Here is a 13,099-nt window from a genome sequence, read left to right as displayed (position 1 = left end):
ATGATGAATAGACTACGAAAATTCGGCAATCTCCTATCATTATCCCTACTGATCATTTTTTCAGGCTGTCAAAAAGATAATGACTTCAAAATAACGGAATGGAATTCAAACACCGACAAACCTGTTATCTTTTACATCAGTGGCGACGCCGGCTTTAATACTTTTACAAAAGGCCTGGGTACAGATCTCCACAAATTAGGGTATGATGTGTTTGCTTTGGACACGAAGGCTTACTTCTGGAATAAAAAAACACCGGAACAAACTTCCGGAGATATAGAGAATTACATCAACCAGCAATTGCAGGGACGGAAAAATCAAAAAGTAGTTCTTCTTGGGTTTTCATTTGGTGCTGATGTAACTCCATTTGTATATAACCGTTTTACTCCTGATCTGAAAAGCAAGATCCAAAAAGTATTTATTATGGGGCCTTCCAAAAGCAATGACTTTCAGATTCACCTGGATGAATATTTTGGAGTTGAGCCCAAAGGAAGTGTACAGGTCATCCCGGAGATCAACAAAATGGGAACAGTTCCTGTACTGCTTATTGTAAGTGATTTTGAATTTGCCCATTTTCCGTATTATGAAATAAAGCTGGGTAGTAATTATAAGATGAAACATATTCCGGGAAACCATCATTACGGAAATAATACGAAGATGCTGGCCAACTTTATCAATCTTAATTTATAAAATACAGCGACCGCACCGGTTGGAAAAATTAATAACCTTGAAGTCATCAACAAAAAATAATATGAAAAATAAACCAATAACAGAATACACCAATGAGGAACTCATTAATCAGGAAAAAAATTCAAAAGCAATAACCATTTTGCTTATGGTTGCTATTCCACTTTTATTCTTTAGTAATCTTTTTCTAACATTCAAACACAAATTCAGTGCTTTGGCCGTGATTCCTATCGCTCTGGTTCCTATTTTAATTGTAAATATTAATAAATGGAAGCAACTTAAAAAAGAAAAGGCCGATAGAAATCTATAAAATAAAAGCCTTCCAGAATTATTGAAAGGCTTTTAAAATAGGAATATAAGTTAATCCCGTTTCTTATTGATATATTTTTCAAACCGTTTTAAACCTTCTTCCAAAACTTCTCTGGGACAGGCAATGTTCATTCGCAAAAAACCTTCCCCGGAACTGCCATACATTGTTCCCGGATTCAGCCACAATTTTTCTTCCTTAAACAGGAGTTTTGAAAGTTCTTCAGATCCTTTACCCAAAATCCGGCAATCCAGCCATACAAGGTAGGTCGCCTGTAATAGGCCAATGGTTATATTGGGTAAATGATCTTTGCAGAAATCTTTTAAAAACAGATAATTATTATACAAATATTCTTTTAATTCCTCCATCCAGTCCCTTCCATGTGTATAGGCAGCAATTAAAGCTTCAGCCGCAAATGGATTGATACCATAAGTCTCCTGTACGGATAATATTTTTGAAATTTGTTTTTTAAACTCCTGATCTTTAGTAATAACATATGACACAGGCAGGCTGGACAAATTAAATGTTTTACAGGGAGAACCGCAGGTTACAGAAAGTAGATCATAATCTTCCGCTACAGAAAGAAATGGCACATGCTTGTTTTCTTTATACACGATATCGGCGTGAATTTCATCAGAGATAACCATCACATTATGTCTCGAACATATTGAAGCTATTTTTTCCAGTTCCTGTCTTGTCCATACTCTTCCTACAGGGTTGTGGGGACTACAAAGCAGCAGCATTTTATTCTGAGGGTCTGAAGCCTTCATTTCGAGGTCTTCAAAATCAATCTGATAGTTTCCGTTTTCGTAGATCAGATGATTTTCAACCGCATGGCATCCGCAATTTTCAATCAGTAAAAAAAAATGGTTGTATACAGGTGATTGTACTATAATATGATCTCCCGGCTGAAGGTATGTTCTTACAATAGCAGAAATTACCGGAATCATTCCCGGAACAGGAAGCAGCCATTCTTTTTTTAAACTGACCTCATGACTTGTTTCCCACCAACTGATAATTGCATCATAAAGTGCATGGGGAGTAAAGCTATATCCAAACATTCCCTGTTCAGCTTTCCGTGAAAGAGCATTTATGATTTCAGGAGGGGTTTTAAAGTCCATATCAGCCACCCACATGGGGAGTACATTATCATCTGCCACAGAATCCCATTTGATGGAATTGGTGCCTCGTCTGGAGATTATTTCGTCGAAATTATAAGTCATTGAATTAAGGAGTATCTAGATAGTTTTTGAGATCTGAAATATTTTTTATGTTTAATTGCCGGGCCTGTTCCCGTCGCATCATCAGGGCGTAGGAATTATTAAACCCTAAAGGCTGAAGCCATTCTATACCATATTGTTTTTTAAATTCCGCGTTTACATAGTTGTAGGTTTTTTCAGGACTTGGGCTCACCTCTTTTAAAATTGTTTCCGAAGGTTTTAAAAGGACCAAAACGCCTGTTCCCGTATATTCAGGATAGAAATCAATGGCATCATTAACTAATGCATCGAAACAAATTTTCGTTCCTCCCAAGCCTGTTTTGGTTTCTACTTTATAATCCGTATTGCCTTCAATAAGCATCTTATACATTTCTGAAAGAATATATTGCTCTCCAAAAATTTTGGAGCCGATCCGCACCGTCCCTCCATTCCCTTTTCGGGAATTTTTGAAAAGATCATGCTGCTTCAGGAAGTCCTTTGCAATTTTTTCCGGGGTTTGGTGGAGGTAATCAGACCGATAATTAAGATCCGTCATGACAGAGTCATTGAATTTTCCTGCCAGCAAATTGAGCGTTTCTTGCAGCTGCGGAAACTTTTGTAATGTTTTTGTCTTTATAATGGGTGCGGCAAAATACGGTGGAAATATTTTTTTATCGTCCTCCAGTACATACAGATCATAGGCTTTAATCCTTCCGTCTGTAGAATATCCACTTATGAGATCCAGTTCCTTATCGTAAGCTGCTTTATACATAATGGCATCACTTACAATAAGTGGTTTGGCATTAAGCCCGTATACTGATCTCAAGCCAATATCTCCATCCTGCCTTCCCATAAATTCAGGCGTAAAACCTGCTTTAAGCTTGGTTCCGGAGTAGGAATTAAACACATATACACCTCCAATAATAACCAAAACTATGGGAATAATGAACAGCATCTTACGAAGCCTCCTATAGCCGGATTTCTGTAAAACAGCAATCAGCTGATCCAGGATAATAGCCAGTAACGCAGCCGGGATGGCTCCTGCTAAAATCATATTGGTATTATTAAGGGAGATTCCTCCAAATATAAATTCTCCTAATCCTCCTGCCGCAACAAATGAGGCTAAAGTTGCCACACCTACATTGATTACTGCGGCTGTCCTTATTCCTGCAATGATTACAGGCATTGCCAATGGAAGCTCTACTTTGAACAAGAGCTGTTTTTTGTTCATTCCCATTGCCTGGGCAGCTTCTACAACCGAAGGATCTACTCCCGTAATTCCAGTATAGGTATTCCGTATAATTGGTAGAAGGGCATATATCAGTAATGCTACAATGGCTGGAGTAGCCCCGATGCCAAAGGCAGGAATCATAAATCCAAGTAAAGCTATACTCGGAATGGTTTGCAGTATACCGGCAGTTCCCAGGACAGGGTTGGCAAATAATTTCTTTCTGGCGATGAATATTCCTAACGGAACACCCACAATTATTGCCAGGAGTAATGATACAAAAGTAAGCCCAAGATGCTGTATAATCTGGAGAAGAAGTTTATCCTGCTGTTCGGCAATAAATTGCCAGAGGTTCTGCTGTGTCATTATGCCTGTGCTTTTCTGTAAAGGTTAAATGCCTCGCTCAGTTTTTCGTACTGATCCGAATAGCTTTTATCTGCACTGAGTTTCTGTAAAATATTCCACACATTTTCCTTTCTATCAAATTCTTCCCTCAAACTTTCGTTCTGTTCAAGAAAAGGACTTATATTATCCAGCGTGGCAACTTTATATTCAAGCAAAAGCCTGTTTTCTGCAAAGAAATTTTTCACAAAATCCCCGGCAGGATGATAGAGCATTTCCTTGGGAGTTCCGATCTGGACAATCTTTCCTTCATTCATAAGGCAGATCCTTTGCCCCAGCTCGAAGGCTTCCTGTACATCATGTGTAACAAGAATAATGGTTTTATTTTTAAGTTCCTCTAATGATTTAAATTCAGAATGAATATCCGCTTTAGTAATATTATCTAATGCTCCAAAAGGCTCATCCATTAATAATATTGGGGTATCTGCTATTAAAGCTCTTGCGATCCCGACCCGTTGCTGCTGTCCGCCGCTTAATTCCTGGGGAAAACGGGAAAGCAGTTCTTCCGGCAGGTGAAGCTTTTCCATAAGTTCTTCCGTTCTGCTTCTGATCTTCTTTTTCTCCCATTTGAGCAGCTCGGGAACCACAGCAATATTCCGGCGGATGTTATAATGAGGAAAAAGCCCGGCATGCTGCATAACAAAGCCAATATGCATGCGGAGTTCTTCCGGTTTCTTTTCAAGAATATTTTGTCCGTCAATCCAGATATCACCAGAATCAGCTTCTATCAGACGGTTGATCATTTTCAGGGTTGTGGTTTTTCCACAACCGCTTGTTCCGAGAAGCACCAGAATTTCTTTATCCTGTGCTTCGAAAGAGATATGATCAACGGCAATCCGGTCATCAAATTTTTTGGTGAGTGATTCTACTTTAATCATAGGCAGGACTTATCTCGCTAATCTTATTCCTGTAAACTGCCACTGAAGACTTGCATGAAAGAAATTCCTGTATGTATTTCTGCTATGCCCTTTCGGTGTAGCTTCGGAAGCCCCTCTTAAAACCATTTGATTGACCATAAACTTTCCGTTATACTCGCCTACGGCACCCGCTTCTTTTTTAAATCCGGGATATGGTAAATAAGCACTTCCCGTCCATTCCCACCTTTCTCCCCACTGAAAATGTACGGAAGCAACCTCCCACTCCGCTTCGGTTGGAAGACGCATTCCTTTCCATGCTGCAAAAGCTGAAGCTTCATAGAAATTGATGTGACAAACCGCTTCGTCAGGATCTACTTCCTGTAAACCGTCTAAGGTATAATACATCCATTTTTCATCGATCCAATGCCAATATAGCGGTGATTTCACCTCATTTTGTTTCACCCAGTCCCAACCCTCTGCATGCCAATGTCTGAAATCCCTATATCCGTTGTCATTTATAAATTCCAGATATTCGCCATTGGTAACCAGACGGTCACTTATTTCAAAATTGTTGAGGTATACTTTATGTCTTCCCAGTTCGTTATCAAAGCAAAAGCCATTACCATTAAAACCAATTTCATACACCCCTTCACTTAATCTGATCATTTCACCGGTCAGAACTATTTCCTTGCTCTCTTCCTTATCTTTCCGGTACGCCGGGAAAAGAGGATTGTGACCTAAAATATATTTGATGTCCGTAAGCAACAACTCCTGGTGTTGTTGTTCATGATTGAGTCCCAGCTCCAAAAGCGGCTCAATGGAAGGGTTCATAAATTCACTCTGAAGAAAAGCAGTCATCTGGCGGTCCACATATTCCCTGTAGCGATACACATCTGCCACTGAAGGGCGGCTCAAATTACCCCGGTCTGTACGGATGACTCTTGCTCCTATGGTTTCGTAATAGCTGTTGAATACAAAATTATATTGAGGATCAAAAACAGTGTACCCCGGAAAATTCGGAACGAGAATAAAGGTTTCAAAAAACCATGTGGTATGTCCTAAATGCCATTTTGGCGGGCTTACATCCACGATAGGCTGTACGACAAAATCTTCAGTCTCAAGAGGAGCACAAATAGCCAACGAATGGCTGCGAATATTCCTGTAAGTCGTTACGGCATCAATAATCTTAGGATTTGCTATCATCTTTTTAGATTTTTTATTATTTATTTAAACTTCCAGACGGAGTCAATAAACCATTTCTTCGAGTCTTTAATTTCTCCGTCAATCTCAAAGCCCGTTTTCTTTGCCAATTCTTTTATATCGGCCTCAGAAAATTTCTGTGAAACCTCCATATCTATCAGTTCATTTTCCTTAAATATAATCTCCGTATGATCTATATTTACCACCTGATCGGCCAGACTCACGAGATAACTCCTGCATGCTCCGCTTACAGGATCATACGTCTGATAATGCTGAAATTGCTCAATATTAAAATCAGCATTAAGTTCCTTATTGATACGCGTAAGAAGATTAAGGTTAAAAGCTGCTGTTATACCGGTGGCGTCGTTATAGGCATTTAAGATGGTGTGAGGATTTTTTTTAAGATCAAACCCTATCAGAATCCTGTCTCCGGGATTCAAGTGATCTTTCAATCCTATACAAAATGCATTAGCCTCTTCGAGTTCCATATTACCGATGTTCCCTCCCAAAAACAAAATGACTTTTCTTCTTGAGGAAAGCGAGGCCGCTTTATTGAGCATTTGAAAATATTCTCCCTCGAGCTGGGTAACTTTTAAATCAGGTATCTCCTTTTTTAATTTCTGATCCAGGACAGATAAAATATTACCTGAAATATCAATGGGCATATAAGTAAAATCCAACCCCTTATCTATCATATATTTAAGAAGATAGGTCGATTTCATAGCATCACCTGCCCCCAGTTCGATCAGATCGAAAGGAGTATTGTCAAAACCTATCAGATTAGCGATATCGGCTGTTTTATTTTGAAATATATCAAGCTCACATTGGGTAAGATAGTATTCAGGCATTGCCATTATCTTCTGGAAAAGCCGGTCTCCTACTTCATCATAAAAATATTTTGAAGATAATCTTTTGGGATTGCTATCCAGTCCTTTTTTTACATCGAGGAAAAAATTTCCGGTCTTATTGTGATTGTTTTTTATTTGTGAATTGGTGTTTGAGTTCATTTTACGTTTTCATTATAGTTCGGTAAGCACTACAAATTACCGTCCTCCTCATTACTCTTCATAAAAGTAGTTGCTTGGCGCATTCAATATAATTAAATGTACACTTAAATTTTGATTTAGCTATTCTATTTTCCATCTTTTTAATAAAATTATGAAAATTTAAAAGTCAAAATTCATATTAAAAAGTTCTTATTAATAGCAGGTTATTCACTCCCAACCCTGAAAAATGTCCGTTAAATAAAATATACCTCAGAAATATGATTTTAATATTTTATTTTTGGTCATTACTCGGTTTGGTATTGTAACATGTTCTATTTATCAGGAATCTTTATTGCTTATTTTTCTTCTTTTCTCATTTTAGGTAAGAAAAGGAAAATGATGGCAGATTACCTTTTGGCATTATGGTTCTTTATCATTGGGATTCATTTGACATTATTTTATTTAAATTTTTCCGAAAACAATATTACTACTCCCTATTTATTGGGATTAGAGATTCCTCTTCCTTTGATACATGGACCTATGCTTTATGTATATGTCCTTACGCTTACTCAGCAAAACAATCGCAGATATCTGAGGATTCTGCATTTCATTCCTCCTTTGGTCGTGTATCTTATTTTGTGGGATTTCTATTTACTTTCGACAAAAGATAAGATTTTAATTTATCATAATGGCGGAATGAGGTATCAAAACATAAGAGAAAATATCAATATACTTATTTATATTTCCGGAATTACATATATCATACTTAGTATCAGATCATTAAAAAAATACAAAGACAGTATTGCAAAACAGTATTCTAACATTGAAAGGATCAACTTGAACTGGGTATATTACCTTATTTTTGGAATCGCTGTAATCTGGATCTTAGTTATCCTTAAAGATGACAGAATCACATTTACCTCAGTTGTAATTTTTATATTACTGGCGGCTTATTTCGGAATTACCAAAGCAGGAATTTTAAATTTACCAGAGCCAAAAATAAAAGATACTGAAAAAGATGATACCACACCGCCTAATGAAAATCAACAGATTAAATATCAGAAATCGATTTTAAACGAAGCCTCAATCCAGGAAATCTACACCAGGCTGACTTCCAAAATGCAATCTGAACAACTTTTCAAAGATCCCGAAATAAACCTGGCTACACTGGCCGGCAGTATCGAAGTACATCCCAATACTCTTTCTCAGGTTATCAATACCATTGAAGACAAAAACTTCTACGATTACATCAATATACAAAGGATTGAAGAATTTAAAAGAATCGCTATCCTTCCGGAAAATCAAAAATTCACTATTCTTTCACTGGCATTTGAATGTGGGTTTAATTCCAAAACTGCTTTTAACCGCAATTTTAAAAAATATATGAATTGTTCCCCGAGAGACTTTTTAAAGGAGCAGAATCTTGAGATTGGAGGTTAGAGGTTAGAGGTTAGAGGTTAGAAAGAAAATAATTATTCGACTTCCACAAAACAATCCGCTCAATCAGTTATTTTATGTGTATGAAATTAGTTCCACCTTACATTCTGGGGCATTTATTTTTTTAACAATCCGCACTTTTGCTAAAAAAACAACATTTAACACCCTATTGTTAAGCCATTTAACTCAAGCTCTTTTACTATGAAAATATTTTTGTTCGTTATCCTGGTTATTTTTGCATTATTAATCGGACTATATCCTTTAATTTATCTTTTTGTTGATCACAAACATACTTTTTTACAAACCAAGCTTCCTGAAGTTGTTCATGATACAGTCTGGAGAGCTCTTTTCTTTAGCCATATAATCTTCGGGGGTATCTCTCTTTTTATTGGATGGAGACAGTTTGGGGCAACATTTAGGAATAAGCATAAAGTTTTACACAGAATAATAGGTAAAACATATATATTCTCAGTAATTATCAGCTCAGTATCGGGTATATATATTGGCTTCTTTGCTAATGGAGGAATTATTTCTTCATTAGGTTTTATAAGCCTGGGAATGATTTGGTTTTCTACAACCGTTGCCGCATTTTTAAAGATAAAAAGAGGTGATGTTTTACAGCATCAGAAACTGATGACCTATAGCTATGCCTGTACTTTTGCAGCAGTAACACTAAGACTGTGGATGCCTTTATTAAAAATAGCTATAGGGACACCAGATATATCCTACCTTATTGTTGCCTGGCTATGCTGGGTTCCAAATCTCTTAGTAGCATATTATATTAATAAAACTCACTCATTGCAGAATCAATAATGTTTTGAAAAGATGTCTCATGAAGGCTTGAGTTGTTTAACCAGATAAAAATCCACGAACTGCACTTAAGTATCTACCATTTAAATGGTGATAAATGTATATTTGTATAAGTAAGAATTTTATTTTTGCTGCACCAAAGATCACAATTTATACGTATGAAAAGAAAATTACTCCTGTTACTGGTATCTTTCACTTTCAGTTTTTCTTATTCTCAAAGGTTTTACACCCTTGATGATGATGGTCCTTATATCGACAGCCTTACTCATGTTATACAGACAACCAAGTCAGACAGCATACGAGGAATAAACAGTTTTAAGCTGGCCGATCTATTCAGAAGAAGTAAAAAGAACGAGCTATCTGACAGATATCTCCTTACTGCCAATAAGATAGCACTCAAATATCCTTTCTTAAAAGCTGCGGCTATTTATTATAATGCGGCAGGATTAGTAAGCAAGGGAGATTTTGACAATTATGGTAAGCAGCTCAACCTTGCTCTTACTGAGCTCAGGAAATATAAAACCAAGGACTCATATTCATTACAGGCTTTTATCCTGAAAAACATATCTCTTATCAAAGTTTTACAGAACAATGAGCTGGAAGGGATGAAAATTCTCATCAATGAAGCCATCCCTACGGGTAAAAAAGGAAACGATCTGGAAACTCTGAGTATTCTTTACAAATCCGTTGCAACCATTTTCATGAACTATGATGAAAGGATTAAGGCAGACAGCTACCTGAAAACCGCTAAGGAATATATTGAACAGGCCTCCAGATCTACATATACTTACCAGGAAACAAAGGCCGACATCTATATTATAGATGCTGAAAACAAAAGCCGCCTTCATATGTTGGCGGAGGCTAAAAAATCTCTTGATATCGCATACAATATCATTAGAAAATATCCGGATTCTAATCTCAACGGTAGCTATTATACAGCTGAGGGCTTTTATTTTTACAGACTCGGACAGTTTAATAATGCTTTAAAAAGTTATGATAAAGGGATTGTAAACAGTACCCTCCATCATGATATCCTTTTAACCAATCGACTGAAGTTTTCCAAATATGAACCCCTGAAAGCTCTGAACCGGCTCGAAGATGCTAAAAACCTGCTGCTGGATCTTATAGGAAGCACGACCCATTTTGCCCTTGACCAGAGAAACTATACCAAGGAACTGGCGCAGACCTTTGAAAGTCTGGGGGATACCAAAAATGCTTATAAATACCTGTCCAGATACAATACGATCAATGACAGCCTCAACCTGAGTGAGTATCAGGAAAAAATAGCAGCTCTTGAAGCCAAGTTTAACCGGGCGGAAAATGAGAAGAAGATCAGCCAGCTTGAAGCTCAACGCGAACGTGATCGTTTGGTTGCACAGAACAATAAACTTTACTATGGTTTGCTGGTTGCGGTTTCGGTTATTCTGTTATTACTTGTTATCTTCCTTTGGATCAATTCAAAAAATCAGAAGAAAATAGCCACCCAACAGTCCCTTAATTATGTACAAAACCTGGAAAGCTTAAAAAATCAGAAGGAAATAGAAGTCATGCAGGCGGTGATCAGAGGAGAAGAAGATGAACGTAAGAGAATAGCCCGGGACCTCCATGACGGCGTGGGAAGTATGCTATCTTCCCTTAGAACCAGATTTTTAAAGATAAGCAGTTCTTCGGGACCTGCATCGAAGGATGAAATTGAAAATATGAATGGAATCCTGAACAATTCAATTACTGAATTACGGCAGATTTCTTTTAACCTTATTCCGGAAACGCTTCTCAAATTAGGTCTGGAACATGCATTAAATGACCTCTGCCATATGTTGGAAACCGATGACATCCGTATTTATTTCCAGGCCAATCAGATCCGGTCTGATATTCCGGAAAATATTCAGATTATGATTTACAGAATTATTCAGGAATTACTGAACAATGCTTTGAAACATTCATCCTGTACAGAAATCCTGGTGGACTGCAGCCAGAATCAATCCCGTTTTTTCATTACGGTAGAAGATAATGGTAAAGGTTTCGATACCAGTCAAATCAAGAACTTTACAGGGCAGGGATTGAAAAATCTAAAAAGCAGAGTGGAACTTTTTAATGGAAAAATAGACATCCAATCTTCTGCAAATCATCCTACTACTTTTAATATTGAATTATCCATTTAACTGCACCCATCATGACAAAACCCTACAAAACAATTATTGTTGATGATCATCCTATTATCGCTGAGGGACTGCAAATGCTTTTTTCGAAATCAGATGATGTGGAAATTGTCCAGAGCTTTAATACCGGTGAAGCGCTCCTCAATTATGAGCATCTTGGTAAAGCAGATGTTGTTCTGCTGGATGTATTTCTTCCGGACATCAATGGCATCGATCTGTGCCTGAAAATAAAAAAAAAACATCCTAAAATCATCGTATTGGCAATGAGCAGCCAGTCCGAAAGAAGCATTATTTTACAAATGATCAAAAACGGAGCACATGGATATTTGCTAAAAAATGCGTCACTCGAAGAATTCAAATCCTGCATTAATAAGGCTGTATCCGGAGAAATGGCTTTTAGCTCAGAAATTGAAACAATTGTTGAAAAGACCAGTATTTATGATCTTAAATCGGTTCCCAGGTTAACCCAAAGGGAGAAAGAAATTCTAAAGCTGGTATCGGAAGGTAAATCGACACAGGAGATCTCAGATATCCTTTTCCTAAGCTATCTTACAGTACAAACTCACCGGAGAAATTTATTGAACAAATGTGAGGTCCGTAATGTGGTTGAACTTTTAAAATTTGCAAAAGAAAACGGACTTTGACAAAAGGAAATGATCTCCACATAAAATAAAAAGTACTATCCAAAGCGGATAGTACCTTTCCATCATAAAAAATGAAAAAAATTACTGTTTACTGATTTTTTTCGAAATAATTTTCCCACTTTTTAATTCTCCCTGAACCACATATATTCCATTAGGCAGCTCTGAAACATCGATCATTCCGGAATTCTGTGTTTTCTGAACAACTTTACCATCTAGGCTGATAATACTGATATTCTTAATGTCATCTTTAGATTTTATTGTGATGAATTTTGATGTCGGATTAGGATAAATCACAATCTCATCTTTTTTGTTATCCATATCTATCGTAGATAATGTAGACGACGGTGAAAAATATGCCAATGAAGGCTGGGTCGTGGTTTGTCCGTTAGTTGTAAATGTATTAAATGCAATTACCAGAACTGGTCCGTTGGATTCAGTGACCCATTGATACGATTCATTATGATAGTCCTGAGATACTCCGCCGCTGGTTTGGGTTGCCGTTCTTACTCTCTTAATCCTCAAAGCATTCTGAAAAGTTCCGTTAGGTGTTATCACAGTGCCATATCCGTCTACTTTAAAGTTTTCCTGTCCGTTCTCTACCGTACCAGGAATATTGATCTGATAAGTATCTGTAAATTCCTGAAGGTAATTAACAGGAAATTTGTAATTGATCAAGGGATCAGTATAGGTCATCATTACATCTCCCGGTGTACTGTAATTACCAATAGTTGTGGCTTCCGTATCACTATTGAGAAGATAATCGTAAGTACTTCCTCCTACCAATTCGCTTATTCTGTTGGCCGTTGGAAATTTAGAACAATTAGCATGCCCCGGACACGGATATAGTTTAGTACTGATTACGGGTGTGCCTACATAAGATGAGAAATCCCAGGTTTGTCCGGCTCCGGAAGGTCCCGGATTCAAAGATGCCGAAACATTGGCATGATAAACATCAGTGGTAATGTTAATTTTATCAAGTGCCGCTCTCGTCACTGTGGGTTGTGCCGCAATGCTCAACCCTGTTAAAAATAAAAAAGTACAGATTAATTTTTTCATTTTATTATTGTTTGGTGTTAAAATATATACTGTTAAATCCATGAAATGAATTCCAGATCCAGCGAAAATATGGTTACAAGCTCTTACCCTTCCTTTCATCAATTATAAAAGCAAATTTACCTGCATAAAG

Annotated in this window: 12 protein-coding genes; 6 read left to right on the top strand and 6 right to left on the bottom strand. The window is 37.2% G+C overall.

From position 1 onward, the window contains the following. On the top strand, nt 1–687 hold the full coding sequence (locus tag MTQ00_RS03575) for an alpha/beta fold hydrolase (protein WP_273647777.1): 687 nt from the start codon (nt 1–3) through the stop codon (nt 685–687). A 61-nt stretch (nt 688–748) separates the two neighbouring features. Continuing rightward, nucleotides 749–994 carry a redox-active disulfide protein 2 gene (locus MTQ00_RS03570; protein WP_200245706.1) on the top strand — a complete coding sequence of 82 codons (246 nt, stop codon included), beginning with the start codon at nt 749–751 and terminating at the stop codon, nt 992–994. Between the two features lie 50 nt (nt 995–1,044). Here MTQ00_RS03570 and MTQ00_RS03565 read toward each other — a convergent pair whose 3' ends face one another. From MTQ00_RS03565 to MTQ00_RS03545, 5 genes are read right to left on the bottom strand one after another with little or no spacing between them, the layout of a single operon-like run. Next, nucleotides 1,045–2,214, bottom strand: coding sequence for a MalY/PatB family protein (locus MTQ00_RS03565; protein ID WP_273647776.1), 1,170 nt, complete (start codon nt 2,212–2,214; stop codon nt 1,045–1,047). Between the two features lie 4 nt (nt 2,215–2,218). Next, nucleotides 2,219–3,784: an ABC transporter permease/substrate-binding protein gene (locus tag MTQ00_RS03560; protein ID WP_273647775.1), complete on the bottom strand. Its 1,566-nt coding sequence runs from the start codon at nt 3,782–3,784 to the stop codon at nt 2,219–2,221. Next, nucleotides 3,784–4,698: an ABC transporter ATP-binding protein gene (locus MTQ00_RS03555; RefSeq protein ID WP_273647774.1), complete on the bottom strand. Its 915-nt coding sequence runs from the start codon at nt 4,696–4,698 to the stop codon at nt 3,784–3,786. The genes MTQ00_RS03560 and MTQ00_RS03555 overlap by 1 nt, the downstream gene beginning before the upstream one ends. Before the next feature lie 9 nt (nt 4,699–4,707). After that, entirely contained in the window at nt 4,708–5,880 is a 1,173-nt protein-coding gene (egtB, locus tag MTQ00_RS03550; protein WP_273647773.1) for an ergothioneine biosynthesis protein EgtB, read from the bottom strand. 20 nt (nt 5,881–5,900) lie between these two features. Next, nucleotides 5,901–6,884 carry an L-histidine N(alpha)-methyltransferase gene (locus MTQ00_RS03545; RefSeq protein WP_273647772.1) on the bottom strand — a complete coding sequence of 328 codons (984 nt, stop codon included), beginning with the start codon at nt 6,882–6,884 and terminating at the stop codon, nt 5,901–5,903. Between the two features lie 375 nt (nt 6,885–7,259). Between MTQ00_RS03545 and MTQ00_RS03540 the strand changes: the two genes are divergently transcribed. The 4 genes from MTQ00_RS03540 (at nt 7,260) to MTQ00_RS03525 (ending at nt 11,913) form a co-directional block, all read left to right on the top strand. After that, nucleotides 7,260–8,303 (top strand): AraC family transcriptional regulator, encoded by a 1,044-nt coding sequence (locus MTQ00_RS03540; protein WP_273647771.1) that lies wholly within the window; start codon nt 7,260–7,262, stop codon nt 8,301–8,303. 198 nt (nt 8,304–8,501) lie between these two features. Then, on the top strand, nt 8,502–9,113 hold the full coding sequence (locus MTQ00_RS03535; protein WP_273647770.1) for a DUF2306 domain-containing protein: 612 nt from the start codon (nt 8,502–8,504) through the stop codon (nt 9,111–9,113). Nucleotides 9,114–9,268: 155 nt separating this feature from the next. After that, the gene (locus tag MTQ00_RS03530; protein ID WP_273647769.1) at nt 9,269–11,272 is read left to right on the top strand and encodes a sensor histidine kinase; all 2,004 of its coding nucleotides are present in this window, start codon (nt 9,269–9,271) and stop codon (nt 11,270–11,272) included. A gap of 11 nt (nt 11,273–11,283) precedes the next feature. After that, entirely contained in the window at nt 11,284–11,913 is a 630-nt protein-coding gene (locus MTQ00_RS03525; protein WP_273647768.1) for a response regulator transcription factor, read from the top strand. Between the two features lie 81 nt (nt 11,914–11,994). On the opposite strand, the gene MTQ00_RS03520 is transcribed toward MTQ00_RS03525, so the two are convergent. Further along, complete coding sequence (locus tag MTQ00_RS03520) at nt 11,995–12,969, bottom strand: T9SS type A sorting domain-containing protein (protein ID WP_273647767.1); 975 nt, start codon at nt 12,967–12,969, stop codon at nt 11,995–11,997. Nucleotides 12,970–13,099: the final 130 nt, after the last annotated feature.

The sequence above is a fragment of the Chryseobacterium sp. B21-037 genome (assembly GCF_028570785.1).
Classification (GTDB): Bacteria; Bacteroidota; Bacteroidia; order Flavobacteriales; family Weeksellaceae; genus Chryseobacterium; species Chryseobacterium proteolyticum.
This window is presented reverse-complemented; position numbering and strand designations above follow the sequence as displayed.

Excerpts from the sequence above, each read along its gene's own strand:
- MTQ00_RS03575 (WP_273647777.1), top strand. The coding sequence starts at position 1 with ATGATGAATAGACTACGAAAATTCGGCAATCTCCTATCATTATCCCTA.
- MTQ00_RS03570 (WP_200245706.1), top strand. The coding sequence starts at position 749 with ATGAAAAATAAACCAATAACAGAATACACCAATGAGGAACTCATTAAT.
- MTQ00_RS03565 (WP_273647776.1), bottom strand. The coding sequence starts at position 2,214 with ATGACTTATAATTTCGACGAAATAATCTCCAGACGAGGCACCAATTCC.
- MTQ00_RS03560 (WP_273647775.1), bottom strand. The coding sequence starts at position 3,784 with ATGACACAGCAGAACCTCTGGCAATTTATTGCCGAACAGCAGGATAAA.
- MTQ00_RS03555 (WP_273647774.1), bottom strand. The coding sequence starts at position 4,698 with ATGATTAAAGTAGAATCACTCACCAAAAAATTTGATGACCGGATTGCC.
- egtB (WP_273647773.1), bottom strand. The coding sequence starts at position 5,880 with ATGATAGCAAATCCTAAGATTATTGATGCCGTAACGACTTACAGGAAT.
- MTQ00_RS03545 (WP_273647772.1), bottom strand. The coding sequence starts at position 6,884 with ATGAACTCAAACACCAATTCACAAATAAAAAACAATCACAATAAGACC.
- MTQ00_RS03540 (WP_273647771.1), top strand. The coding sequence starts at position 7,260 with ATGATGGCAGATTACCTTTTGGCATTATGGTTCTTTATCATTGGGATT.
- MTQ00_RS03535 (WP_273647770.1), top strand. The coding sequence starts at position 8,502 with ATGAAAATATTTTTGTTCGTTATCCTGGTTATTTTTGCATTATTAATC.
- MTQ00_RS03530 (WP_273647769.1), top strand. The coding sequence starts at position 9,269 with ATGAAAAGAAAATTACTCCTGTTACTGGTATCTTTCACTTTCAGTTTT.
- MTQ00_RS03525 (WP_273647768.1), top strand. The coding sequence starts at position 11,284 with ATGACAAAACCCTACAAAACAATTATTGTTGATGATCATCCTATTATC.
- MTQ00_RS03520 (WP_273647767.1), bottom strand. The coding sequence starts at position 12,969 with ATGAAAAAATTAATCTGTACTTTTTTATTTTTAACAGGGTTGAGCATT.